We start from the raw sequence: 23,665 nt of genomic DNA on the forward strand, positions 1-23,665 counted from the left end.
TCTCGACAACGCACGGACGAGTGGACAGGGTGAGATCGACCGCATGAAACGACTTGTCACGACCGCGATGGTGATCGGCGTCCTGGCGATCGCCGGCTGCTCCGGTGGCGGCTCGGCGAGCCCGGCCGCGACCCGGAACCCCGGCGGCGTGCCGACGTCCCCGGTGTCGCCGCCCGCCGTGACCGCCTCGCCGACCGTGTCCAGCCTGAACAATGCCAGCCTGCCGCTGGATCGCTACACCACCACGGCGGACGAGTACGCCGAGCTGAACTACGCCTCGAAGCTGATGACCGCCGAGTGCATGAAGCGTTTCGGCATCACCTACAACCCCGGCAAGCGGCTGAAGCTGCTCGACTACCGGGACCGGACCAATGACCTGGGCCTGATCGACGAGGCGCACGCGGCACGGTTCGGCTACCACATGGATCCGGCGCGGTACTCGAAGCACGACACGAATTCCAACCCCGGCCTGACCACGGCCCAGTCGTACATCCTCTTCGGCGAGCGGCTGGGCAAGTCGGACCGCGAGGGCGTCCCGGAGGACGGCTGCATGGGCGAGGGGTACCGCAAGGTCGGCTGGAGCACCGAAGACGACGTGTGGTTGCAGGAGCTGGGCAACGACGCGAAGAGCCGGGCCTTCGCGGACAAGCGGGCGGTCGCCCTGATGGCCGACTGGAGCACCTGCATGCGCAAGTCCGGTTACCGGTACGACAACGTCGACGACGTGAACAACGACCAGCGCTGGTGGAAGGACGAGGACGCACCGGCCGGCCGGGCCGAGAAGAACACCGCTCTCGCCGACGTGCGCTGCAAGAAGAAGCTCAACTACCTCGGCACCATGACCTCGATCCTGGTCGCCTACCAGCAGCAGATCGTGGAGGCCAACCTGGAGCGGCTCGAGTCGGTGCGCGCCGCCACCCAGCAGGCGTTGAAGAACGCCGCGGCGGTGCTGGGTGGACGCTGACGTCCCGCCGCAGGCGCCGTTGCGCGGCCGGCGACGGTTCCTGCTCGGCCTGGTCACCGGCGCGGTGGTGATGGCGCTCGCCGGGCTGGGCGCGTCCACGTTCGTCAAGTCGCCGCAGCAGGCCGCCGCGGAGGCCGCCGCGCCACCGGCGAGCCTGATCACCGCGACCGTGGAACGCCGGGTCCTGCGTGAGGACGTGGTGCTGCGCGGCACCGTGGAACCGGACCGGGCCCTCGAGGTCACCCCGGTGCTCGGCAGCGGCCGGTCGGTGATCTCCCGCCGCGTGGTCAAGGCCGGCGGGCGGGTCGGCGCGGGCAGCGTGCTGGCCGAGATCTCCGGGCGGCCGGTCATCGCGCTGACCGGGCGGGTGCCGCCGTACCGGGACGTGCACGCCGGGATGACCGGATCGGACGTGAGGCAGTTGCAGGCGGCGCTGCGCGAGCTGGGCTACCCGATCAGCGACCGGGCCGGCGTGTTCGGCGCTTCGACCGGGCGGGCGATCCGCCGGATGTATCAGAGCCGCGACTACGAACCGCCGCTGGAGGAGGTGCCGGCGGCGCCGGATCCGGCCCCGTCGGCCGGCGTGGGTGCACCGGCCGCCACCCCCGCGAAGCGGGTCTACCTGCCGATGAGCGAGGTCTACTTCGTCAGGACGCTGCCGGCCCGGGTGGCCGCTGTCAAGGCCGGCTTGGGCGCCGAGGTGGCCGGGCCGATCCTGACCCTGTCGGTCGGCGGCCTGGTGGTGCGCGGCACGCTGCCGCCCGCCGACCGGGAACTGGTCGATCCCGGCATGTCGGTGGAGATCTTCGACGAGACCAGCGGCAAGAAGGCGCCCGGCCGGGTGACCACGATCGGTGAGCTGCGCCAGGGTGCGGGCTCGGAGACCGGCCACCCGATCACGATCAGTGCCACCGGGACGCTGCCCGCGTCATTCACCGGCCAGGAGGTGCGGCTCACCGTCACCTCCGCCACCACCGGCGAGGAGGTCTTGGTGGTGCCGGTGTCGGCGATCTTCTCGGCGGCCGACGGCGCCACCCAGGTGTTGCGCGTGCGCGACGACCGGCGAGAGCCGGTGACCGTGCGCACCGGCGCGTCGGCCGGCGGATTCGTCGAGGTCGACGGTGCCGGGCTGGCCGAGGGCGACCAGGCCGTGGTCGGCGGCCGGACCGGCGGTGCGCGCCCGGACGGCACCGGGTGACGCCGGTCGTCGAGTTCGCCGGGGTGACCCGCTCCTATCCCGGTCCGCCGCCGGTGCAGGCGTTGCGCGCCGCCGACCTGGTGGTCGGCGCCGGCGAGTACGTGGCGGTGACCGGCCCGTCCGGCTCCGGCAAATCCACCTTTCTCAACGTGGTCGGGCTGCTCGACCGGCCGACCGCCGGTGTCTACCGGCTCGACGGCTTCGACACCGCCACCCTGCCCGAGCGGGATCGGACCGCGCTGCGCGGCCGGCGCATCGGATTCGTGTTCCAGTCGTTCCACCTGCTCCGGCACCGGTCGGTGGTGGAGAACGTGACGATGGCGATGGTCTACACCGGGGTGAGCCGGCGGGACCGGGCCGGCCTGGCGCTGGAGACGCTCGACCGGGTCGGGCTCACCCACCGCGCGTACGCCCGCGCCGGCCATCTCTCCGGCGGCGAGTCCCAGCGGGTGGCGATCGCCCGGGCCCTGGTGAACCGGCCCTCGCTACTGCTGTGCGACGAGCCGACCGGCAACCTGGACAGTGCCAGCGCGGCCGCCGTGCTCGCCCTCATCGAGGAGCTGAACGACGGCGGCCTGACCGTGCTGATGGTCACCCATGACCAGCAGGTGGCCGGCCGGGCGCACCGCTCGGTTCTGATCAAGGACGGAATCCTGCGGTGAAACGGACGCCACCGGTCGTGCCGGCCACCCGGCTCGGGCTGCGCGACGTGGTCGACGAGGCGGTCGCCGGCATGCTGGCCCGGCCCGGGCGGGCCGCGCTGACCGTGCTGGGCACCCTGCTCGGCGTCGCCGCGTTCGTCACCGTGCTGGGCCTGACCAGCACCGTGGAGGGGCAGATCAGCAGCCGGTTCACCGCGCTGGTGGCCACCGAGGTGGTCGTGCAGGACAGCGCCGAGCAGGCCGCGGACGGCGGGGCCGGCGCCGAGCAGGCGTTCCCGCCGGACGCCGAGCGGCGGCTGGTCGCGCTGAACGGGGTACGCAACGCCGGCGTCTTCTGGGAGGTGCCGGACGTGGGTGGGGTCGCCGCCCGCCGCCCGTCCGCCGCGGACCCGGGCGAGCAGCTCCGGGTGCTGGGCGCCTCGCCCGGATACCTGCGGGCGATCCACGCTCACCTGGCCGCCGGCCGGCTCTTCGACACCTGGCACGACGGCAACGACGAACGGGTCGTGGTGCTCGGCTCCGGCGCCGCCGGCCGGCTCGGCATCACCTGGGTGGACGACCAGCCAGCGGTCTTCATCGGCGGGGCGCCGTTCGCCGTCATCGGGATCATCGACGACGTGGACCGCAAGGCCGACACCCTGCTGAGCGTGGTGCTGCCGGCCGGCACGGCCCGGGCGGTCTGGGGCGACCCGCCGGCCGGTGGCAGCAGGTCCGTCCAGGCGATGATCGACACCGAGGTCGGCGCGGCCCAGCAGGTCGGGGCGGAGGCGCCGCTGGCGCTGCGGCCTCAGGACCCGTCCCGGTTCAAGGTGGTCACCCCACCCAACCCGCGGCAGTTGCGCGAGGGGGTGAACACCGACCTGGGCACGCTGTTCCTGGCCCTGGCCGCGGTCTGCCTGGTGATCGGCGCGGTCGGGATCGCGAACACTACCCTGGTCGCGGTCCTGGAACGGGTCGGGGAGATCGGCCTGCGCCGCTCGCTCGGTGCCCGCCGCCGGCACGTGGCCGTCCACTTCCTCGCCGAGTCCGGCACCCTCGGCCTGGTCGGCGGCCTGATCGGCACCAGCCTCGGCGTCGCCGCCGTGGTGACGGTCGCGGTGTGGCGGGACTGGACGCCGATCCTGCACTCGGCCACGGTCCTGCCCGCCCCGCTGGCCGGGGCCGCCACCGGCCTGCTAGCCGGCCTCTACCCCGCGTGGCGTGCGTCCCGCATCGAGCCCGCCGACGCACTGCGCCGCTGACTCGGGGGTAGAGCCGGCCGTACCGGAAAACGGTTGTGATCAGGGTTTGACGTTGGCGTTCACCAGGGAGGGGACGCCGAAGATGCTGGAGATGAAGACGCCGGCGAGGTGGGAGCCGGTGGGGATGCGGGCGACCTCGACCAGGAGCGGGACGGCCGGGGCGTGGTCCTTCATGATCTGCCTGTCCAGCTCGGCCCAGGCGGCGGGCTGCTGGGCGGCGGGCAGGTCGGCGACGCGGGTGAGTTCGGCGTTGACCGCGGGGTCGTTGAGGAACGACACGTTGTTGCTGCCCTCGGCCGTGATGGTGGTGCCGTCGTACAGCGGCGGGAGGATCGACGCGCCGCTCGGCCAGTCCGCAGCCCACTGGCGGAAGTAGAGGTCGTACTCGTTGCCGGGCTTGGCGGTGAGGTCGTCCTTCTCGTCGCCGGGCACCGTCTTGACCGTCACCGTGAAACCGGCCCGCTCCAGGTTGTTCTTGATCTGCGGGGCGAGGGCCTGCTCCTGCGCGCCGTCGCCGACCGCCATCACCAGGTTCGGCGACTTGCCGGCCAGCAGCTTCTTCGCCTCGTCCGGGTTGCCGGTCGGCCCGGCCGGATAGAGGTCGTAGTTCTGGAAGCCGATGGTGCCCGGCGGCATCAGCGTGGTGACCGGCTGGGCCAGGTCGGAGCCGCCGAACGCCTTGATCAGGCCGTCCCGGTCGATGGCGTAGTTGAGGGCGCGGCGGGTGTCGACGTCGGTGACCCGCCTGGTGTTGATCGCCAGGCGCCACTCCATCGGCGTCGGCGCGGCGACCGTGCGCTCCTGAAGGCTCGCGTCGGTGGCGAATTTCTGGGCCAGTGACGACGGGACACCGTCCCAGGCCAGCGCCGACCGGTCGGCTCCGGAGTCGGCGACCACCCGCTGCGCGCTGGCATCCGGTTCGGCGCCGAAGTGGTAGACGTACCTGTCCGGGTACTGGTGCCGGATCGGATCGGTGGCCGGATCCCAGTTCTCGTTGCGCTCGAAGACGATCTCGACGCCGATGGTGTTCCGCACCAGCTTGTAGGGGCCGGACGAGAACGGCTTGTTGTCGAACTCGGGCCCGGTGTCCTTGGCCTGCGGCACCGGCGCGGTGTAGGGCAGCGACGCCGCGTACGGCAGCTCGCAGTGCGGTTTCTCGAAGGTGAACCGCACCGTCTTCGGGTCAGGGGTGGTCAGGCCGGGCGGCAACTGTCCCTTGTTCTTGGTGAAGTCCCACTTCTTGTAGTACTCCTTGTCGTTGGCCAGCCACTCCTGGATGTAGGTCGGGCCGCCCATCGCCGGGTCGAAGGAGCGGGAGATGCCGTACCCGACCTCCTTGGACGTGATCGGGCTGCCGTCCTCGAACTTGAGCCCGTCCTTGAGCGTGAACTCCCAGGTCTTGCAGTCGGAGTGCACGTCGGTGCCGGGCGTTTCGGCGAGGTCGCCGACCAGGGTCAGCTTGCCGCTGCCGTCGTCCTTCCAATAGGTCAGCGAGCGCGCGTACAGGCTCGCCGAGCTGAGCAGCCCGATGAACGAGTAGGCGCGCTGGGGGTCCAGATGCGAGATCTTGTTGTTCCGGAGAATGGTGACGGTGCCGCCCTTCTGCGCGCCCGCGACGTCCGGCGCCGGCCCGCGGGAGGCGGCCGGGTCGGCGGCGATGACGCTGCTCTGCTCCCGGGTCCCGAGATCGTTGCCGCCGTCGTCCTCGGTGGTCTTGCCGCACCCGCCGAGGACCAGGGTTACCGCGGCGAGCGCCGCGACTCTGCGAATCAACATGAGCACTCCAAGGGAATCTCAGCGCAACCGGACGCGCGGATCGATGACGGCGTAGAGCAGGTCGACGACGAGGTTGGCGACGACCACGAAGACCGCGGCGACCAGCACGGTGGCCATCACGGTCGGCAGGTCGCCGTTGCGGACCGCGGCCACCGCGGTACGCCCGAGCCCCTGCAACCCGAAGGTCGTCTCGGTGATGACGGTCCCGCCCAGCGCCAGCCCGACGTCCAGCCCGGCGATGGTGACCAGCGGCGCGAGCGCGGCGCGCAGCGCGTGCCGGCCGTACACCTGGGACCTGGGCAGCCCCTTGGCCCGCGCGGTGCGGACGAAGTCCTCGGAGAGGGTCTCCAGCATCTGTGCCCGGGACAGCCGGGCGTAGATCGCCGAGAACAGGAAGGCCAGCGCCACCCACGCCAGGACCAGCCCGGACGCCCAGTCGACCGGGTTCTGCAGAATCGGCGTGTAGTGCGGCACCGGCAGGATCGCCAGCGTGTAGACCAGCACCAGCAGCAGCACCGCGCCCACGAAGTAGAGCTGGAGCGACGCGCCGACCAGCGACAACCCGATCGACGCCCGGTCCAGCCAGCTGCCCCGGCGCAGCGACGACACCATGCCCAGCCCGATGCCGAGGGTCAGCCAGAGGATCGCCGCCGGGATGACGATGCTCAGCGTCACCGGCAGCACCCGGGTCAGCGTGTCCAGCACCGGCTCGTTGTTGACGTAGGAGTAGCCCAGGCACGGCGCGTCGCAGTGCCCGCCCTGCGCGGCGCCCAGGTCCCGGCCGGCGAAGACGCCCACCATGTAGTCGAGGTACTGCTCGGTCTTCGGCTCGTTGAGGCCCCACTCGGTGCGGACCGCCTCGATCCGCTCGGCGCTGCAATATTTCGGGCACAGGCCGCGGGCCGGGTCGGCGGGCAGCGCGAAGAACAGCAGGAACGCGACGATGCTGACGGCGATCAGCACCAGGATCGCCGAGGAGACCCGCTTGGTCAGGTACCGCAGCACGGCGTCCGCCTCCTACTTCGACGATCGGGGGTCGAGGGCGTCGCGCAGCGCGTCACCGAACAGGTTGAAGGCCAGCACCAGCGCGAAGATCGCCAGGCCGGGGATCAGCACGTACGCCGGGTCGGTCTCCAGGTACGGCAGGCTCTCGAAGATCGTCCGCCCGAAGCTCGGGGTCGGCTCGACCACGCCGACGCCGAGGAACGACAGCGCCGCCTCGCCGGTCACGAAGGCCGGCACCGCCAGCGAGAACGCCACCAGGATCGGCGCCCACAGGTTCGGCAGCAGCTGCCGGAACAGCATGTGCGCGAACCCGGCGTTGGCCGCGCGGGCCGCCTCGACGAACTCGCGCTCGCGCAGCGACAGCACCTGGCCGCGGACCAGCCGGGCGGTCTGCGTCCAGTTGAACGCGACCAGCACCGCGATCAGCACAGCCACCCGGAACCAGGACGGCACCTCGTCGCGCGGTCCGTAGAAGCGCAGCGTCACGGTCGGCACCACGGCCAGCGCGAAGATCAGGAACGGCAGCGCGAGCGCGAAGTCGATCAGCCAGCCGATCACCGTGTCGACCCAGCCGCCGGCGAACCCGGCGACGATCCCGGCGACCGTGCCGATCACGGTGGCGGCCAGGGCGGCGGTGAAGGCGATCGCCAGCGACGTGCGGATGCCGTAGGCCATCCGGATGAACAGGTCGCGGCCGAGTTTGGGTTCCAGCCCGAACCAGTGCTCGCCGGTGATGCCGCCGAAGTAGCCGAGGGGGAGACCGTGGCGATTCAGGGCGCCCTGGAACTGCTCTTGGGGGCTCACGCCGTACCAGAACTCCATCAACGGAGCAGCGACCGCGACGACCACGAAGAACAGCAAGGCGATGCCGCTCGCCGTCGCGACGCGGTCACGGCGCAGCCGTGACCAGGCGAGTTGTCCCGGCGACCGGCTCTCGAACGTGGCCGCCGGCAGCGTCTCATCCGGCGCCGACGACATCGTGCCCGCCTTTCTGCCGGGTCCGCTGCCGGCCCAGCGGCCCGGCCACATCCGGCACGGCCGAGAGGAGCAATTTCGTGTACGCGTGCCGCGGGCGCTCGTACAGGTCGGCGCGATCGCCGGTCTCGACGATCCGGCCCTGGTACATGACGGCGACCCGGCGGCAGAAGTGCCGGACGACGGCGAGGTCGTGGGCGATGAACAGGAAGGTGAGGCCCATGTCGCGTTGCAGGCCGCGCAGCAGCGTGATGATCTGCGCCTGCACCGACACGTCGAGCGCCGAGACCGGCTCGTCGGCGACGATCAGTTTCGGCCGCAGCGCGAGAGCGCGGGCGATGCCGATCCGCTGCCGCTGCCCGCCGGAGAACTCGTGCGGGTACCGGTTGTAGTGCTCCGGGTTCAGCCCCACCTGCTCCAGCAGCTCCTGCACCCGGCGCTTGACGCCGCCCGGTGGCCGGATCCGGTTGACCTGGAGCGGCATGGCGACGATCGCGCCGACGGTGTGCCGCGGGTTCAGCGAGGCGTACGGATCCTGGAAGATGATCTGTAGTTGCCGGCGGACCGGGCGCAGCGCGCGTCCGCGCAGGTGAGTGATGTCCTGCCCGGCGAAGACGATCTGTCCGGCGGTGGGTTCGAGGAGCCGGGCCAGCATCCGGCCGGTGGTGGTCTTGCCGCAGCCGGACTCGCCGACCAGGCCGACCGCCTCGCCGGGACGGATCTCCAGGTCGATCCGGTCGACCGCCCGGCGGCCGGCGAAGTCCTTGGTCAGCCCGGTGACCCTCAGCAGCGGCTCAGACATGTGCCGACCTCCGGACGGCCTCCGGCAGGTGGCAGGCGACCAGGTGACCTGTTTCGGACGTGGGCAGGAGCTCCGGGACCTCGGTGCGGCTGCGCTCGCCGGTGTAGCGGCAGCGCGGGTGGAAGGCGCAGCCGTCCGGCAGGTGGGTGAGGCTGGGCGGGGTGCCCGGGATCGGCACCAGCTCCGTCTCCGGGTCGCCGCGCAGCGTCGGCATGCTGGCCAGCAGCCCCCAGGTGTACGGATGTTGCGGCCGGCGCAGCACCTGCTCGACCGAGCCGCGCTCGACGATCCGGCCGCCGTACATGACCAGCACGTCGTCGGCGATCCGGCCGACCACCCCGAGGTCGTGGGTGATCAGGATGATCGCCGAGTCGAACTCGTCCTGCAGGCCGGCGAGCAGGTCCAGGATCTGCGCCTGCACCGTGACGTCGAGCGCGGTGGTCGGCTCGTCGGCGATCAGCAGGCTCGGGTCGTTGACCAGGGCCATCGCGATCATCACGCGCTGCCGCATGCCGCCGGAGAACTCGTGCGGGTACGCGCCGAACCGCTCCGCCGGCCGCGGGATCCCGACCCGGCCGAGCATCTCCACGGCCCGCCGGCGCGCCTCGGCCCGGCTCGCCGACGGCTGGTGCGCCCGGTACGCCTCGACGATCTGCCGGCCCACCGTGTACGCCGGATGCAGCGCCGACAGCGGGTCCTGGAAGATCATCGCCATCTCGCGGCCCCGGAGCTCCCGCAGCCGCTTGTCGTCGAGGCCGACCACCTGCCGGTCGCCGACCCAGATCTCCCCGGTGATCGTGGTGCGTGCCGGGTTGTGCAGCCCGAGCACGGACAGGCTGGTCACGCTCTTGCCGGAGCCGGACTCGCCGACGATCCCGAGGGTGCGGCCCCGATCCACCTCGAACGAGATGCCGTTGACCGCCCGCACCGGCCCGCCCTCGGTGCTGAAGCGGACGGTCAGGTCACGGACGCGCAGGAACGATGCGTGGTTCACCCGGGCTCCCGCGAAGTGACGAAGGAATTTTCCGACTAGAGTGTCGGATGTAGAGAGTATTTTCAATAGCCGCCACGCGGGACTACGCTGCCGACCATGTCCCTTTGGTACGGTCCGGTCGGCGGTCCGCCGACCGTCCAGGACGACGCGGACCAGCCGCACCACGCCGCCAGCACCATGAAGGTCGCGGTGCTCACCGCCCTCTACCGCTCCGATCTCGACCTGGACGCTCCCGTCAAGGTGCACAACGACTTCGCCTCGGCGGTGGGTGACGGCCGCCGCTTCGGTGTCGACTTCGACGAGGACAGCGACCCGCAGGTGTGGGCCCGGCTGGGTGACACGGCCACGCTGCGCTGGCTGGCCCGGCGGATGATCGTGCGGTCCAGCAACCTCGCCACCAACCTGGTCCTCGAACAGGTCGGGATGCTGCCGGTCGCCGAGGTGTGGGCGCTGGCCGGCGCCACCGGGTCCTGGGTGACCCGGGGCATCGACGACACCGAGGCCCGGGCGGCCGGGATGCACAACCTGGTGACCGCCGCCGACCTGGCCCGGCTGTTCAGCATGATCGCCGCCGACCCGGTGCTGGTCGACATCCTGGCCGGTCAGGAGTATGGCGAGCACCTGGCGGCCGGGGTCCCGCCGGGGATCCGGATCGCGCACAAGGACGGCTGGGACTCGCGGGTGCGGCACGCGGCCGGCATCGTCTACCCGCTCGACGCGCCGCCGTACGTGATCGCGGTCTGCACCACCGGGATGCCGGACGACACCGCCGCCGGGGAGCTGATCACGCAGGTGTCGGCGGCGGCCTGGCGGGACCGGGGACGGCCGCGGTGACCACGATCGCCCGGGTCGGCCTGACCGAGCAGCGGCTGCCGCTGCACACGCCGTTCGTCACCGCGCTGCGACGCACCACGTCGACCGCGTCGGTGCTGGTCACGATCACCGACTCGGACGGCGTGACCGGGACCGGGGAGGCTCCCGAGGTGTGGCCGGTGACCGGCGAGTCGCTGCCCGGGATCGCCGCCTGCGTGCGGGAACGGCTCGCGCCGGTCCTGCTCGGACGGGACCCGGCGGAGTACGTGACGCTGCTGCGGCGGGTGCGGCGGGCCGCGACCGGCAACCACGGGGCGAAGGCGGCGGTCGACGTGGCGCTGCACGACCTGGCCGCCCGGCGGCTCGGGGTGCCGCTGGCGGTGCTGCTCGGCGGGACGCCGCGGCGGGTGCCGACCGACGTCACGGTCGCGGCGGACTCGGCGGCGGTGCCGAAAGGGTTCACCGTGCTCAAGGTCAAGGTGGGTGCGGACGCGGCCGGTGACCTCGACCGGATCGCCGCCGTCCGGGCGGCGGCCGGTCCGGACGCCCGGATCCGGCTGGACGCCAATCAGGCGTGGACGCCGCGCGCCGCGGTACGGATGCTCGACCGGATCGCGGCGGCCGGCCTGGACGTGGAGTTCGTCGAGCAGCCGGTGGCCGCCGCCGACCTCGACGGGCTGGCCTGGGTGAGCGAGCGGTCCGGCATCCCGGTGATGGCCGACGAGAGCGTCTTCGGCGTCCGTGACCTGGTCGAGGTGATCCGGCGGCGGGCCGCCGACCTGGTGAACGTGAAGCTGGCCAAGTGCGGCGGCCTGGAACCGGCTCGCACGCTGCTCGGACTGGCCGAGGCGCAGGGGATGGGGACGATGGTCGGCTCGATGATGGAGGGACCGGTCGGCGTCACCGCGGCGGCCTCCCTGGTGGCGGCGTATCCGACCACGGTGGTCTCCGACCTGGACGCGGCCTGGTGGCTGGCCGATCCGGTGCTGGACTACGCCGACGGGCACGTCCTGCTGTGAACGTCGTCGCGGTGGCGGTGACCGGACTGTGGCGCAGCCCGGCGTCGCCGGTGGCCCGTGACGCGCCGCTGCTCCTCGACGAGCCGCGGCTGGGGGAGTGGCTCACGGCGCAGGGGCCGGCGGAGCGGCGCACCCTGTGGGGACGGCTGGACAGCCAGTTGCTGCTCGGTGAGCCGGTTGTCGTGGAGGAGGAGCTGGGGGAGTGGTGCCGGGTGCGGGCGCCGTGGCAGCCGTACCGGGACGAGCCGGGCGGTTATCCCGGCTACGTCCGCACGGCTCACCTGGCGCCGCTGGTCCCGGACGTGCTGCCCCGGGTGGTGGTCACCGTCCCGGCCACGGTGATCCGGTCGGGGGACGAGGTGCTGGTGGACGAGGTCGGTTACGCGACGATCCTGCCCACGTTCGGCATCACCGGCGGACGGGCCACGGTGCGGCTGCCGGACGGGCGTACCGGATGGGTGCCGGCAGCGGACATCGCGCCGCACCGCTTCGGTGACCGGCCGCCTTCCCCGGCGCGGCTGCTCGGTGACGCGGAACAGTTCCTCGGCGTGATGTACCTGGCCGCGGGCCTGCACGGCCGGTGTTACGACTGCTCGGGGCTGGTGCACGCGGTGTTCCGCCGGTACGGCCTGCGGATCCCGCGGGACGCCCGGGACATGGACCGGCTCGGCGCCGGGCTGCCGGTGGCCGACGCCCGGCCCGGTGACCTGTTGCTGTTCACCAGGCCGGACACCGGCGTGATCTACCACGTGGCGCTCGCCCTGGACCTACCCCGGGCCGTCCACGTCTCGGAGCCGGACTGGGCCTGCGTCGACACGCCGCTGAGCGCGATCCGGCAGGCCGACCTCACACACGCCCGGCGGGTCAGCTGATGTGGAACGGGTCGCCGTAGACCTTGAAGTCCAGCGGTGTGTTCAGGTCGAAGTTGCCGTTGTTCAGGAATACCCGCTGGGCGGTGTCGACCCGTGAGGTGTCCGAGTGTGCCTCCTCCTTCTTCATCTCTTTCACGCGCTCGTTCAGGAAAGTGTTCAGCCAGGTGCGCTCGTCGCCACCCTGAGCCGGCGTCTTGGCCTTTCTGAGGGCGCGACTGCGAATGGCTCGCATACCGTCGTAACCGTGCATCACCGCGGCGTCGTAGTACGCGAACTGGCCGAGTGCCCGCACCCCGTCGGATTTGCCGTCCCGGACCGACGGGTTGAAGTACACCCGGTCCCGCTCAGCCTCCTGAGCAGCCTGGAACACGGGGTCGGCGGCTGCCCTCCGCCAGTCCCGGGTGAAGTTCGGGTCGAGCCCGGAATGCGAATCCGTGCCGTTCACCCGGCGCAGCGCCGGGAGGTATTTGGCGAGCACGTTCGACGGTTTCGTGGCGGTGTACGCCTCGATCAGTTCGAGCATGTCCCCGGTCCCGGAACAGAATCCGATGATGCCGGCCGTGTAACCGCGCCCGTCATCGATGTCCTCGATGTAGGCGAACTGCGCCCGCCAGTTCAGCGACGAGTTCTCGGCGGCCGAGACGATCTGCATGGCGACGTCTTTCTTCACCGGATCATCCAGATTCTTCGCAGCGGCGGCGACGACGGCCGTCGTCGCGGCGGGCGTCTGCCCGGCGCTGGCCGGCAGCAGCCCGATGACGACGGCTGCACCGGGGATGAGCAGGCCGATCGTGGCATAGGTGACTTTTCTGACGGGTTTCATGGCGCTCTCCATCGAGGGGGGTGGACGGGATGGGGAGCGACGCTACGACTGTTAAGTTGATTTATCAATAGGGCTCGATCGGCGAGATCGCACCCTTGACAGGGGTGACCGCCGGGGCCAGGATGAGCGAACTGTTAGTCAGTTTGCCTATCAATCAAGGGAGCGCCCGATGCCTCGTCTGGCCGGCTCGTCCAAGCTGCTGCGTGCCATGAACGAGAGCGCTGCGCTCGGACACCTGCTCGACCCGGGCATGCTCACCCGCTCCGACCTGCGCAAACTCACCGAGCTGTCAATGCCGACCATCTCCGAGGTGCTGCGCCGGCTCACCGAGGCCGGCCTGGTGAACGTCGTCGGGCACAGCAGCGGCAAGCCGGGGCCGAACGCGGAGATCTACGCGGCGAACCCGGACGCGGCCTACGCCGTCGCCGTCTCGGTCCGCGACGTCGGCACCAGCGGCACCCCGTCGATCGCCGCCGCCCTCTGCGACCTGACCGGTGCGGTCCGGGCCCGCTTCGAGTCGCGCGTCGACTTCCTGGCCACCGAGCCGGTCGCTGCCCTGACCGGCGTGGTCACCCGGCTCCGCGACGAGGCCGGCGTCCCGGCCGGACTGATCCGGCACGTGCACCTGAGCGTCCCCGGCGCCTACGACCCGAAGACCGAGACGATCCGGCTCGTCGACGTGCCCGGCTTCGCCCGCCCCGGCCTGGTGCCGGAGATCGCCGCCGCGCTCGGCACCGACGTCAGCGTCGACAACGACGTCAACCTGGCCGCGGTCGCCGAGCGCCGGCGCGGCGCGGCCCGCGACGCCGAGAACTTCGCGCTGCTCTGGCTCGGACAGGACGGCCTCGGTCTGGCCATCGACATCAACGGCACGCTGCTGCGCGGCACCCGCGGCGCCGCCGGTGAGATCGGCTACCTGCCGCTGTACTCGCCGGACCGCAAGATCGACCTCCAGGACATGTTCGGCGGCGGCGCGATCATGGAGCTGGGCCGCGACCACGGGATCGCCGGCGACACCCCGGCCGCGGTCGTGGCCGCGGCGGCAGGCGAGTCCCCCGAATTCATCGGTGCCTTCGCCGAGCGCGTCGCGGTCGGCATGGCGGCCGTGGTCGCGGTCCTCGACCCGTCCCTCGTGGTGCTCGCCGGCCCGACCGCCCAGGCCGGCGGCGACCCCCTGCTCACCGCCGTGAACGACGCGTTCCGGCAGGCCGCGCCGCTGGAATGCCCGGTCGCGGCCACCGCCCTCGACGACGACGCGGTCCTGCTCGGCGCCCTCGACGCCGGGCTCGCCGCGGTCCGTGACGCCCTGATCAACGCCATCCGCGAAAGCTGACCCCCCGCACATAGATGTGAGGCACAAAATGAATAAAAGGACCCTTCTTGCCCTGACGTCCGCCGTCCTGCTGACCGCGGCGTGCACCCCGGCGCCGAAGGAGAACAAGATCGCCGACCCCGGGACGCAGGTCTCCGGGACCGTCGAGCTGTGGCACTTCTTCACCGAGCGGGAGGCCGAGGCCATCCAGCAGGTGATCACCGACTTCCAGAACAGCCACCCGAACATCAAGGTCACGGTCAAGCCCGGGCAGGACGACTCCAAGGTCACCCAGGCGATCGGCGCCGGGAACGGGCCGGACATCGGGCTCTCCTACTCGACCGACATCGTCGGCAAGTTCTGCTCGTCCGGGGCCTGGGTCGACCTGAAGCCGTACATCGACCGGGACAAGGTGGACCTGGGGCAGCTCAACGCGACCACCCGGTCGTACACCGAATTCGACGGGAAGCGGTGTGCCATGCCGTTCCTCGCCGACGCGTACGGGATGTTCTACAACAAGGACCTGTTCGCCAAGGCGGGGCTGGCGGGGCCGCCGAAGACGCTGGACGAGCTCACCGCGTACGCCAAGAAATTGACCGTGAAGAATGCGGACGGGTCGCTCAAGACCGTCGGGTTCCTGCCGCTGTTCGATTTCTACGAGAACGCGGCCGCGCACCTCGCGCCGACCACCGGCGCCAAGTGGCTGACCGAGGACGGCAAGAGCGCGGTCGGCACCGACCCGAACTGGAAAACGCTGCTCGCCTGGCAGAAAGAGCTGGTCGACTGGTACGGATACGACAACCTGACCAAGTTCAAGGCCAGTCTGGGCGACGAGTTCAGCGCCGACAACGCCTTCCAGAAGGGCCAGGTCGCGATCAACATCGACGCCGAGTACCGCCTCGCGTTCCTCAAGGATCAAAGTCCGAATCTGAGGTACGGCGTGGCGCCGCTGCCGACCGTCGACCCCGCCCGGTACGGCGGCGGATACGTCACCGGCAACATCGTGGGCATCTCCAAGAACGCCAAGAACCCCGAGGCCGCCTGGGAGCTGATCAAGTACCTGACCACCGATGACGCCGCGGTCACCAAGCTCGCCGGCCTGCTGAAGAACGTGCCGACCACGACCAAGGCGATCGCCGACCCGTCGCTGAACGCCGACGCGAACTTCAAGGCGTTCATCGACATCTTCAACAACCCGAACTCGCTGACCTCACCGCCGTCCGCCTCCGGACCGGCCTACCAGGAGACGTTCCAGCAGTTCCTGATCAGCTACCAGTCCGGCAAGGTGTCCGACCTCGATCAGGGTCTGGCCAAGGCGGACCAGCAGATCAACAACGTCATGACGCTGGGCGGCTGACCCGTGGACGCGGTCCGCCTCCGGCGGGGCCTGGTCACCTTCTCCTTCCTGGCCCCCGCGCTGCTCGGCATCGGCGTGTTCTTCGTTTACCCGCTGCTCTCCGCGATCTATTTCTCGTTCACCAAATTCGACCTGCTGTCCGTGCCGCAATGGGTCGGCCTGGACAACTACCGCCGGATGGCCGACGACCCGTTCCTGCTCCAGGCCGTGCGCAACACGCTGTGGATGGTGGTCGTCTTCGTCCCGGTGCGCATCCTCGGCGCGATCGGGCTCTCCATGCTCCTCGTGCAATTCAAAAGAGGAGCAGGCGTTTTCCGTACGATCTACTACCTGCCCGCCCTCGTTCCGCCGGTGGCCGCCACCATCGCGTTCGTCTATCTGCTCAAGCCGGGCACCGGCCCGGTCAACCATGTCCTGGAAATGCTGGGCATTGACGGCCCCCTCTGGTTCAATTCGCCGGCCTGGGCCAAGCCGTCGCTGGTCCTGCTCGGCCTGTGGGCCGTCGGCGACCTGATGATCATCTTCCTGGCGGCGGTGCTCGGCGTCCCGGAGAGCCTGTACGAGGCCGCGTCGCTCGACGGCGCGAACGCCTGGCACAAGTTCCGGTCGATCACGCTGCCGTCGATCCAGCCGGTCATCCTGTTCGCCACGGTCACCGGCGTGATCTACACGTTGCAGTACTTCGACCAGGCGGCGGTGGCGGGCTCGATCGCCAGCGGTCAGGCGACCGTGGGCGCCGGGATCTCGCAGTCCTTCGGATATCCGGAGGGCTCCACCTTCACCTTCCCGTTGTGGCTGTACACCGTCGGGTTCCGGTACAGCGCGCTCGGGTACGCGAACGCCCTGGCCATCGCCCTGTTCGTGGTCGCGCTCGCGGTCACCGTCATCCTGCTGCGCCGCGCCAAGGCGTTCTCCGGGGAGGAATCGTGACCCTCGCACTCGACCGGCCGGTCACCGCCACCTTGGAGCGCCGGCGGATCCGGCTCGCCTGGATCGCCCGGCACAGCATCGCCATCGCTCTGGCGATCATGTTCATCACCCCGGTCGCCTACCTGGTGCTGCTCTCCCTGATGACCAGCGACCAGGCGCTGACCAGCGACTACTGGCCGAACACCTGGCACCCGGAGAACTACCTCAAGGTCTTCCAGGCCACCCCGCTGCCGCACTACCTGCTGAACACCGTGATCTACGCGGGCACCGCCACGATCCTCACCCTCGCGTCCAGCGTCCCGGCCGCTTACGCCCTGGCCAAGCTCAAGTTCCGCGGCCGCAACGCGCTGTTCCTCGTGGTGATCTGCGTGATGATGCTCCCGCCGCAGGTCGTCACCGTCCCGCTCTACCTGATGTGGGCGCGCTACGGCCTGACCGGCTCGCTCGCCCCGCTGATCATCCCGGCCCTGTTCGGCGACGCCTTCTGCATCTTCCTGCTGCGCCAGTTCCTGCTCACCATCCCGGGCGAACTGCTGGACGCGGCCCGGGTCGACGGCTGCGGCGAGTGGCGCACCCTGCTGCGCGTCGTGCTGCCGATGGCCCGCCCCGGCATCGCCGCCGCCGGCCTCTTCCAATTCTTCTACTGCTGGAACGACTATTACGGCCCGCTGCTCTACACCAGCGAGAACGAGAACTCGTGGACGCTGTCGCTGGGCCTGGCGTCGTTCCGCACCGTCCACCACGTCGACTGGAACCTGGTCACCGCGGCCACCGTGCTGGCCATGGCGCCACTGATCATCATCTTCTTCTTCGCCCAGCGCGCGTTCGTGCAGGGCATCACGCTGACAGGATTCAAAGGGTGAAAATCGCGGTAATCGGGGGCGGATCGACCTACACGCCCGAGCTGGTCGACGGGTTCGCCCGGCTCGGGAAGACGGTCTCCGAACTCGTTCTGATCGACCCGGCGGCGGACCGGCTCGAGATCGTCGGCGCGTTCGCGGCGCGGATCTTCGCCGCTTACGGCCACCCGGGAAAGGTCACGTGGACGACGGACCTGGACGCCGGGGTCACCGACGCGGACGCGGCGGTCATTCAGCTGCGGGTCGGTGGGCAGCGGGCTCGGATCAGTGACGAGACGTTTCCGCTGGAATGTGGATGTGTGGGTCAGGAGACCACCGGGGCCGGGGGGCTGGCCAAGGCGTTGCGGACGGTTCCGGTGATCCTGGATGTCGCGGAGCGGATCCGGGAGCGGGCCAAGCCCGGGGCGTGGATCGTCGACTTCACCAATCCGGTCGGGATCGTCACGCGGGCCCTGCTCGACGCCGGGCACCGGGCGGTGGGGCTGTGCAACGTGGCGATCGGGTTCCAGCGCCGGTTCGCGGGCTACCTTGGCGTCGATCCGGCGACGGTGGTGCTCGACCATGTCGGCCTGAACCATCTGACGTGGGAGCGGGCCGCCTTTGTCGACGGCGTCGATCGGCTGCCGGAGCTGCTGAGCGATCATCTGCCGGACATCTCCGGTGAGGTGGACATCCCGGAGTCGATCATCGCGATGCTCGGGGCGGTGCCGTCCTACTACCTGTCCTACTTCTACAAGCACGACAAGCACGTACAGGAAAGCCTCGGGCAGCAGACCCGCGGCCAGCGGGTCGCCGAGATCGAAGCGATCCTTCTCGACATGTATCGGGACGAGACGCTGACGGCGAAGCCGGCGCTGCTCGGGGAGCGGGGCGGGGCGTACTACTCGGAGGCGGCGGTCGGGCTGCTCGCGTCGCTGTTCGGGCTGGACGACACGTCGGTGCACTCGGTGAACGTCCGGAACAACGGGACGCTGCCGTTCCTGCCGGCCGAGGCGGTCATCGAGGTCTCGGCCCGGGCGGGCCTCAAGGGCCCGGACCCGCTGCCGGTCACCGCAGTCCCGCCGGACCTGGCCGGTCTCATCTCCCATGTGTACGGGTACGAAGAACTCGCCCTGGACGCCGCCCTCCGAGGTGGTCGTGATCGCGTCTACCGTGCCTTGCTGGCGCACCCGCTGATCGGCCAGCACGACCGGGCCGACGCCCTCACCGACAAACTGATCGCCTCCGGTCGCTCGCACCTCGCGTGGGCCCGATGAACGGCCCAGCCCCAACGGCCGGCGACGGCAACGCGCTGTCCCCGGCCGGCGGTGGCTCGCTGTCTCCGGCGCCAACCGGCGGCAACGCGCTGTCCCCGGCCGGCGGTGGCTCGCTGTCTCCGGCGCCAACCAGCGGAAACGCGCTGTCCCCGGCGGCTGCCGGCGGCAACTCGTCGTCTCCCGCGGCTGCCGGCGGCAGTTCGCTTTTCCTGGCGGTCGACGGCGGCAACTCGAAGACGGACGTGCTGCTCGGCGACACGTCCGGCCGCGTGCTCGCCGTTGTCCGCGGGGGCACCTCCTCACCGCACAACATCGGGCTCGCCGGCACGATCGAGGTGCTCGGCAAGCTGATCGCGGCCGCGCACGCCCAGGCCGGACTCCTGCCGAACACGCCGATCGACGCGATCGCGGTCTACCTGGCCGGCGCTGACCTGCCGATCGAGGTGACCCAGCTCCAGGAGGCGATCGCGGCGCAGGGCTGGGCCCGGCACACCCAGGTCGACAACGACTGCTTCGCGCTGCTGCGAGCCGGCACGTCGATGCCGGACTCGGTGACCGTGGTCTGCGGCGCCGGCACCAACTGCGTCGGCCGCGCCGCGGACGGCCGGACCGCCCGCTTCGTCGCGCTCGGTCCGATCTCCGGCGACTGGGGCGGCGGCCACGATCTGGCGGACCACACGCTGCGGGAAGCTGCCCGTGGCGAGGACGGCCGAGGCCGCCCGACCGCGCTGTCCGCCGCGGTCGCCGCACACTTCGGCCTGCCCACGGTCGAGGCCGTGAGCATCGCCCTGCACCTGGGCGAACTCCCGATGACCCGGATCCCGGAGCTGTCCTCGCTCCTGTTCGAGACAGCGGCAGCGGGCGACGAGGTGGCCTCCGCCCTGATCACCCGCCAGGCGGGGGAGATCCTGGCCCAGCATCGGGTAGCCGCCACCCGCCTGAACCTCCTCGACAAACCCCACGCCCTGGTCCTGGGCGGTGGCGTCCTCCAGGCCCGGCACCCGATCCTGCACAACCAGGTGGTCGAAGGCGCCAAAGCCCAGGCCCCACTGGTCGAGACAACCGTCTTGTCCACCCCACCGGTAGCCGGCGCGGCCCTCCTGGCCCTGGACGCCCTGAACGCCCCACCCGCCGCCGAACAATCCCTACGCACCGCCGTCGCCAACCACCCACCGTCCCCCTTCCCCGCCTGACCTTCCATCCCCGAGCGCCCGCCCCCCCCGGAGGCGGGCGCTCCCACGTTCGGCGATGCGTGAGCCGGCGCCGGATCATGCCGGCTGGGCTTGCCGCAACGGCACCTCCAACCGGGAACTGAGCTCGTCGAACGAGATCCCGAACGTCTCCCGCACCGCCACACCGTCCTCGGTGATCACGAAGGTCGCCAGGTCGGTGTAGACCCGGCTGATGCACCGCAGGCCGGTCAACGGATACGTGCACTCCGGCACCAGTTTCGGCGTCCCGTCCTTGGTGAACAGCGTCATCATCACGTAGACGCTTTTCGCCCCGACCGCGAGATCCATCGCCCCGCCGACCGCCGGGATCGCATCCGGCTCGCCGGTGTGCCAGTTCGCCAGATCGCCGGCCGCCGACACCTGGAACGCGCCGAGCACACAGACGTCCAGATGCCCGCCGCGCATCATCGCGAACGAGTCGGCATGGTGGAAATACGCCGACCCGGGCAGCTCGGTGACCGGCACCTTCCCCGCATTGGTCAGGTCGGGGTCGATCTGGTCGCCGACCGCGGCCGGGCCCATGTTGAGCATCCCGTTCTCGGTGTGCAGCACGATCCCCGCGTCGGCCGGCAGGTGGTCGGCGACCAGCGTGGGCTGCCCGATCCCCAGGTTCACGAACGAGCCGGGCTCGATGTCCCGAGCCACCAGTGCAGCCATCTCATGCTTGTTCAGGCTCATGCCGCCACCTCCGCTGCGCTCCGGCGTCGCCATGAGCCGGGCACTGTGCTTACTGATTCGCTCGCAAGCTCGCTCATGCCGCCACCACCCGGTCGACGTAGATGCTCGGGGTCACGATCACTTCCGGGTCGAGCGTGCCGGTCTCGACCACCTCATTGACCTGGGCTATCACCAGCGACCCGGCGGTCGCCATCACCGGCCCGAAGTTGCGAGCGGTCTTGCGATACACCAGGTTGCCCATCCGGTCCGACCGGTGGGCCCCGATCAGCGCGACGTCGCCCTTGATCGGGAACTCCAGGACATAGGTCCGGCCGTCGATCACCCGGGTTTCCTTGCCCTCGGCGAGCGGCGTCCCCACCCCGGTCGGGCAGTAGAACGCGCCGATCCCGGCTCCCGCCGCGCGCATCCGCTCGGCCAGGTTGCCCTGCGGGACCACCTCCAACTCGATCTTCCCGGCCCGGTAGAGCCCGTCGAACACCCAGGAGTCGGCCTGCCGGGGGAAGGAACAGATCATCTTGCGCACCCGTCCCTTGGCGAGCAGCGCGGCGAGGCCGGTGTCCCCGTTGCCGGCGTTGTTCGACACCACGGTCAGGTCGGTGGCGCCCTGCTCGATCAGCGCGTCGATCAGCTCGACCGGCATCCCGGCCATGCCGAACCCGCCGATCAGCACCGTCGACCCGTCCCGGATCCCGGCGACCGCCTCCGCCGTGCTGTCACAGACCTTTGCGGTCATGCCACATTCTCCAGGACCACGGCGAGGGCCTGGCCGACGCCGATGCAGATCGCCGCGACGCCCCAGCGGCCGCCGGACTCCCTGAGCCGGGCGGCCAGGGTGCCGAGGATCCGGCCACCGGACGCGCCGAGCGGGTGGCCGATGGCGATCGCCCCGCCCTTGGCGTTGACCATCTCCGGGTCGATGTTCCACGCGTCGACGCAGGCCAGTGACTGCACGGCGAACGCCTCGTTCAGCTCGACGGCGGTCACGTCGTCCCAGGTGATCCCGGCCCGGGACAGGGCCCGCTCGGCGGCCTCGACCGGCGCGTAACCGAACATCTGCGGCTCGATCGCGGACACCCCGCGCCCGGCGATCCGGGCGATCGGGGCGCTGCCGATCCGCTCGGCGGCCGCCTCGCTGCCCAGCAGGATCGCCGAAGCGCCGTCATTGAGCGGGGAGGCGTTACCGGCGGTGATCGTCCCGGTGGGACGGAAGGACGGCTTCAGTCTCGCCAGTTTCTCGACGCTGCTGTCCGGGCGGATGCCCTCGTCCCGGGAGAGATCGCCGACCGGGACCACCAGGTCGGAGTAGAAGCCCTCGTCCCAGGCCGCGGCGGCAAGGTTGTGCGACCGGGCGGCGAAGGCATCCTGCCGCTCCCGCGAGATCGAGAACTTCTCGCCGAGCATCTCGTTGCACTCGCCGAGCGAGATCGTCCACTCGGTCGGCATGTTCTCGTTGACCAGCCGCCAGCCCAGCGTGGTGGACACCGCGGTCACGTTGCCGGCCGGGAACGCCCGCGACGGTTTCGGCAGCACCCACGGCGCGCGGGTCATCGACTCCACGCCGCCGGCCACGACCACGTCGGCGTCACCGGACTCGATCGTGCGCGACCCGATGATCGCCGCGTCGAGCGACGAGCCGCACAGCCGGTTGACCGTGGTGGCCGGCACCGACACCGGCAGGCCGGCGAGCAGCACGGCCATCCGGCCGACGTTGCGGTTGTCCTCGCCCGCCTGGTTGGCACAACCCCACACCACGTCGCCGATGGTCGCGGGATCGAGGCCGGGCGCTCTGCTCAGGACGCCCTGGAGGGCGGTCGCGGCCAGGTCATCCGGGCGGACCTCGGCGAGGGCGCCGCCGAAGCGGCCGAACGGCGTGCGAACCGCGGCGTAGAGGTAGGCGGAAGTCATGGATTCAACCTAGGCCCGCCCCACCGATCAAGGCCAATACTGAATCAGACTCGATTGATAGCCTCAGTGCATGGAACTGCGGCACCTGCGCTCGTTCGCCGCCCTCGCCGAGGAGCGGCACTTCGGCCGGGCCGCCGAGCGCCTGCACATCGCCCAGCCGGCCCTGTCCCAGCAGATCAAGCAGCTGGAGCGGGAGTTCGGCGTCGAGCTGGTCAGCCGCACCACCCGCCGGGTCGAGCTGACCGAGGCCGGCCGGCGCTTCGCCGAGCACGCCCGGGCGGTGCTCGGCTCGGTCGAGCGGGCCGCCACCGACATGTCCATGGTCGCCGCAGGCCAGGCCGGCCGGGTGTCGGTCGGCTTCATCGGCACCGCCACCTACGACCTGTTGCCGCAGGCCACCCGCGAGGTCCGCCGCCTGCTCCCGGACGTCCGCCTGGAACTGCACGGCGAGCTGCTCAGCCCCGCGCTGCTCGACGGCCTGCTCGACGGCACCTATGACCTGGTCGTCCTGCGCCCCGACGGCCTGACTCGCCCCGAGGCCGACATCCGGGTGCTCCGCTCGGAACGCCTGATCGCCGTCCTGCCCGACTGGCACGACCTCGCCGACCGCGACTACATCGACCTGGCCGAGCTGGCCCCGGACCCGTTCGTCACGCACTTCTCCGGCCATCGCTCGTCGATGCACGAACACGTCCTCGCCGCCTGCGCCGCGGCCGGCTTCCGGCCGACCTCGATCATGGAGGTCGGCGAGACCGCCACCCTCGTCGTCTTCGTCGCCGCCGGCCTCGGCGTCGCCCTGGTCCCCGAGGCCGTCCGCAGCCTCGACCTCGAGGGCGTCGCCTACGTCCTGCTCACCGACGCCCCCAGGATCGACCTCGCGATCGCCACCCGCACCGGCGAGACCTCACCGGCCGTCCGCCAGGTCGCCGACATCGTCATCCGCTGTTCCGCCCCCGGCTGACGCCGACGATCATTCAAGACCCTCTTTCGG

23 protein-coding genes are annotated in these 23,665 nt (G+C 70.9%); 14 read left to right on the top strand and 9 right to left on the bottom strand.

Annotation, left to right across the window (positions count from 1 at the left end; genetic code table 11):
• Nucleotides 1-43 precede the first annotated feature (43 nt).
• From Aiant_RS38390 to Aiant_RS38405, 4 genes are read left to right on the top strand one after another with little or no spacing between them, the layout of a single operon-like run.
• Nucleotides 44-964 carry a hypothetical protein gene (locus tag Aiant_RS38390; protein WP_189336063.1) on the top strand — a complete coding sequence of 307 codons (921 nt, stop codon included), beginning with the start codon at nt 44-46 and terminating at the stop codon, nt 962-964.
• Nucleotides 954-2,162 carry a peptidoglycan-binding protein gene (locus Aiant_RS38395; protein ID WP_189336064.1) on the top strand — a complete coding sequence of 403 codons (1,209 nt, stop codon included), beginning with the start codon at nt 954-956 and terminating at the stop codon, nt 2,160-2,162. The genes Aiant_RS38390 and Aiant_RS38395 overlap by 11 nt, the downstream gene beginning before the upstream one ends.
• Nucleotides 2,159-2,824 (top strand): ABC transporter ATP-binding protein, encoded by a 666-nt coding sequence (locus Aiant_RS38400; protein ID WP_212846662.1) that lies wholly within the window; start codon nt 2,159-2,161, stop codon nt 2,822-2,824. The genes Aiant_RS38395 and Aiant_RS38400 overlap by 4 nt, the downstream gene beginning before the upstream one ends.
• A complete protein-coding gene (locus Aiant_RS38405; RefSeq protein WP_212846663.1) occupies nt 2,821-4,065 on the top strand; it encodes an ABC transporter permease in 1,245 nt (414 codons plus the stop codon). Before Aiant_RS38400 ends, Aiant_RS38405 begins: the two co-directional genes overlap by 4 nt.
• A gap of 39 nt (nt 4,066-4,104) precedes the next feature.
• Here Aiant_RS38405 and Aiant_RS38410 read toward each other — a convergent pair whose 3' ends face one another.
• The 5 genes from Aiant_RS38410 to Aiant_RS38430 are packed head-to-tail and all read right to left on the bottom strand — an operon-like array spanning nt 4,105 to nt 9,617.
• On the bottom strand, nt 4,105-5,841 hold the full coding sequence (locus Aiant_RS38410) for an ABC transporter substrate-binding protein (protein ID WP_189336065.1): 1,737 nt from the start codon (nt 5,839-5,841) through the stop codon (nt 4,105-4,107).
• An 18-nt stretch (nt 5,842-5,859) separates the two neighbouring features.
• Complete coding sequence (locus Aiant_RS38415; RefSeq protein ID WP_189336066.1) at nt 5,860-6,846, bottom strand: ABC transporter permease; 987 nt, start codon at nt 6,844-6,846, stop codon at nt 5,860-5,862.
• A 12-nt stretch (nt 6,847-6,858) separates the two neighbouring features.
• Nucleotides 6,859-7,824 carry an ABC transporter permease gene (locus Aiant_RS38420; protein WP_189336067.1) on the bottom strand — a complete coding sequence of 322 codons (966 nt, stop codon included), beginning with the start codon at nt 7,822-7,824 and terminating at the stop codon, nt 6,859-6,861.
• Nucleotides 7,805-8,623, bottom strand: a complete 819-nt coding sequence (locus tag Aiant_RS38425) for an ABC transporter ATP-binding protein (protein ID WP_189336068.1) — start codon at nt 8,621-8,623, stop codon at nt 7,805-7,807. The genes Aiant_RS38420 and Aiant_RS38425 overlap by 20 nt, the downstream gene beginning before the upstream one ends.
• The gene (locus tag Aiant_RS38430; protein ID WP_189336069.1) at nt 8,616-9,617 is read right to left on the bottom strand and encodes an ABC transporter ATP-binding protein; all 1,002 of its coding nucleotides are present in this window, start codon (nt 9,615-9,617) and stop codon (nt 8,616-8,618) included. The genes Aiant_RS38425 and Aiant_RS38430 overlap by 8 nt, the downstream gene beginning before the upstream one ends.
• Nucleotides 9,618-9,713: 96 nt before the next feature.
• Between Aiant_RS38430 and Aiant_RS38435 the strand changes: the two genes are divergently transcribed.
• From Aiant_RS38435 to Aiant_RS38445, 3 genes are read left to right on the top strand one after another with little or no spacing between them, the layout of a single operon-like run.
• Complete coding sequence (locus tag Aiant_RS38435) at nt 9,714-10,451, top strand: serine hydrolase (protein WP_189336070.1); 738 nt, start codon at nt 9,714-9,716, stop codon at nt 10,449-10,451.
• Nucleotides 10,448-11,449 (top strand): dipeptide epimerase, encoded by a 1,002-nt coding sequence (locus Aiant_RS38440; RefSeq protein ID WP_229831364.1) that lies wholly within the window; start codon nt 10,448-10,450, stop codon nt 11,447-11,449. Before Aiant_RS38435 ends, Aiant_RS38440 begins: the two co-directional genes overlap by 4 nt.
• Complete coding sequence (locus Aiant_RS38445) at nt 11,446-12,321, top strand: C40 family peptidase (RefSeq protein ID WP_189336071.1); 876 nt, start codon at nt 11,446-11,448, stop codon at nt 12,319-12,321. Before Aiant_RS38440 ends, Aiant_RS38445 begins: the two co-directional genes overlap by 4 nt.
• Here the strand turns inward: Aiant_RS38445 and Aiant_RS38450 are convergent.
• Entirely contained in the window at nt 12,314-13,144 is an 831-nt protein-coding gene (locus Aiant_RS38450; RefSeq protein ID WP_189336072.1) for a chitosanase, read from the bottom strand. The two genes, Aiant_RS38445 and Aiant_RS38450, sit on opposite strands and share 8 nt — an antisense overlap.
• Nucleotides 13,145-13,313: 169 nt before the next feature.
• On the opposite strand from Aiant_RS38450, the gene Aiant_RS38455 reads away from it, so the two are divergent.
• Genes Aiant_RS38455 through Aiant_RS38480 form a run of 6 tightly spaced genes read left to right on the top strand, consistent with a single transcriptional unit; the run spans nt 13,314 to nt 20,052 of the window.
• Nucleotides 13,314-14,477, top strand: coding sequence for an ROK family transcriptional regulator (locus Aiant_RS38455; protein WP_189336073.1), 1,164 nt, complete (start codon nt 13,314-13,316; stop codon nt 14,475-14,477).
• Nucleotides 14,478-14,505: 28 nt separating this feature from the next.
• Nucleotides 14,506-15,813 (top strand): ABC transporter substrate-binding protein, encoded by a 1,308-nt coding sequence (locus tag Aiant_RS38460; protein ID WP_189336074.1) that lies wholly within the window; start codon nt 14,506-14,508, stop codon nt 15,811-15,813.
• Nucleotides 15,814-15,816: 3 nt separating this feature from the next.
• The gene (locus Aiant_RS38465) at nt 15,817-16,743 is read left to right on the top strand and encodes a carbohydrate ABC transporter permease (protein ID WP_189336075.1); all 927 of its coding nucleotides are present in this window, start codon (nt 15,817-15,819) and stop codon (nt 16,741-16,743) included.
• Nucleotides 16,740-17,606: a carbohydrate ABC transporter permease gene (locus Aiant_RS38470; protein WP_189336076.1), complete on the top strand. Its 867-nt coding sequence runs from the start codon at nt 16,740-16,742 to the stop codon at nt 17,604-17,606. Before Aiant_RS38465 ends, Aiant_RS38470 begins: the two co-directional genes overlap by 4 nt.
• Nucleotides 17,603-18,859, top strand: coding sequence for a family 4 glycosyl hydrolase (locus tag Aiant_RS38475; protein WP_189336077.1), 1,257 nt, complete (start codon nt 17,603-17,605; stop codon nt 18,857-18,859). Before Aiant_RS38470 ends, Aiant_RS38475 begins: the two co-directional genes overlap by 4 nt.
• Nucleotides 18,856-20,052 (top strand): N-acetylglucosamine kinase, encoded by a 1,197-nt coding sequence (locus tag Aiant_RS38480; protein ID WP_189336078.1) that lies wholly within the window; start codon nt 18,856-18,858, stop codon nt 20,050-20,052. The genes Aiant_RS38475 and Aiant_RS38480 overlap by 4 nt, the downstream gene beginning before the upstream one ends.
• Before the next feature lie 75 nt (nt 20,053-20,127).
• Here the strand turns inward: Aiant_RS38480 and Aiant_RS38485 are convergent, their stop codons facing one another.
• From Aiant_RS38485 to Aiant_RS38495, 3 genes are all read right to left on the bottom strand, one after another.
• Nucleotides 20,128-20,769 carry a 3-oxoacid CoA-transferase subunit B gene (locus tag Aiant_RS38485; protein ID WP_189336079.1) on the bottom strand — a complete coding sequence of 214 codons (642 nt, stop codon included), beginning with the start codon at nt 20,767-20,769 and terminating at the stop codon, nt 20,128-20,130.
• 73 nt (nt 20,770-20,842) lie between these two features.
• Nucleotides 20,843-21,502 carry a 3-oxoacid CoA-transferase subunit A gene (locus tag Aiant_RS38490; RefSeq protein WP_189336080.1) on the bottom strand — a complete coding sequence of 220 codons (660 nt, stop codon included), beginning with the start codon at nt 21,500-21,502 and terminating at the stop codon, nt 20,843-20,845.
• Entirely contained in the window at nt 21,499-22,674 is a 1,176-nt protein-coding gene (locus tag Aiant_RS38495; protein ID WP_189336081.1) for a thiolase family protein, read from the bottom strand. The genes Aiant_RS38490 and Aiant_RS38495 overlap by 4 nt, the downstream gene beginning before the upstream one ends.
• 70 nt (nt 22,675-22,744) lie before the next feature.
• Here Aiant_RS38495 and Aiant_RS38500 point away from each other — a divergent pair, with 70 nt between their 5' ends.
• Nucleotides 22,745-23,635: a LysR substrate-binding domain-containing protein gene (locus Aiant_RS38500; protein WP_189336082.1), complete on the top strand. Its 891-nt coding sequence runs from the start codon at nt 22,745-22,747 to the stop codon at nt 23,633-23,635.
• Nucleotides 23,636-23,665 lie beyond the last annotated feature (30 nt).

Origin of the sequence: Actinoplanes ianthinogenes (assembly GCF_018324205.1) — a bacterium.
GTDB classification, from domain to species: Bacteria; Actinomycetota; Actinomycetes; order Mycobacteriales; family Micromonosporaceae; genus Actinoplanes; species Actinoplanes ianthinogenes.

Excerpts from the sequence above, each read along its gene's own strand:
- Aiant_RS38420 (WP_189336067.1), bottom strand. The coding sequence starts at position 7,824 with ATGTCGTCGGCGCCGGATGAGACGCTGCCGGCGGCCACGTTCGAGAGC.
- Aiant_RS38390 (WP_189336063.1), top strand. The coding sequence starts at position 44 with ATGAAACGACTTGTCACGACCGCGATGGTGATCGGCGTCCTGGCGATC.
- Aiant_RS38410 (WP_189336065.1), bottom strand. The coding sequence starts at position 5,841 with ATGTTGATTCGCAGAGTCGCGGCGCTCGCCGCGGTAACCCTGGTCCTC.
- Aiant_RS38485 (WP_189336079.1), bottom strand. The coding sequence starts at position 20,769 with ATGAGCCTGAACAAGCATGAGATGGCTGCACTGGTGGCTCGGGACATC.
- Aiant_RS38500 (WP_189336082.1), top strand. The coding sequence starts at position 22,745 with ATGGAACTGCGGCACCTGCGCTCGTTCGCCGCCCTCGCCGAGGAGCGG.
- Aiant_RS38495 (WP_189336081.1), bottom strand. The coding sequence starts at position 22,674 with ATGACTTCCGCCTACCTCTACGCCGCGGTTCGCACGCCGTTCGGCCGC.
- Aiant_RS38455 (WP_189336073.1), top strand. The coding sequence starts at position 13,314 with ATGCCTCGTCTGGCCGGCTCGTCCAAGCTGCTGCGTGCCATGAACGAG.
- Aiant_RS38460 (WP_189336074.1), top strand. The coding sequence starts at position 14,506 with ATGAATAAAAGGACCCTTCTTGCCCTGACGTCCGCCGTCCTGCTGACC.
- Aiant_RS38435 (WP_189336070.1), top strand. The coding sequence starts at position 9,714 with ATGTCCCTTTGGTACGGTCCGGTCGGCGGTCCGCCGACCGTCCAGGAC.
- Aiant_RS38480 (WP_189336078.1), top strand. The coding sequence starts at position 18,856 with ATGAACGGCCCAGCCCCAACGGCCGGCGACGGCAACGCGCTGTCCCCG.
- Aiant_RS38450 (WP_189336072.1), bottom strand. The coding sequence starts at position 13,144 with ATGAAACCCGTCAGAAAAGTCACCTATGCCACGATCGGCCTGCTCATC.
- Aiant_RS38425 (WP_189336068.1), bottom strand. The coding sequence starts at position 8,623 with ATGTCTGAGCCGCTGCTGAGGGTCACCGGGCTGACCAAGGACTTCGCC.
- Aiant_RS38490 (WP_189336080.1), bottom strand. The coding sequence starts at position 21,502 with ATGACCGCAAAGGTCTGTGACAGCACGGCGGAGGCGGTCGCCGGGATC.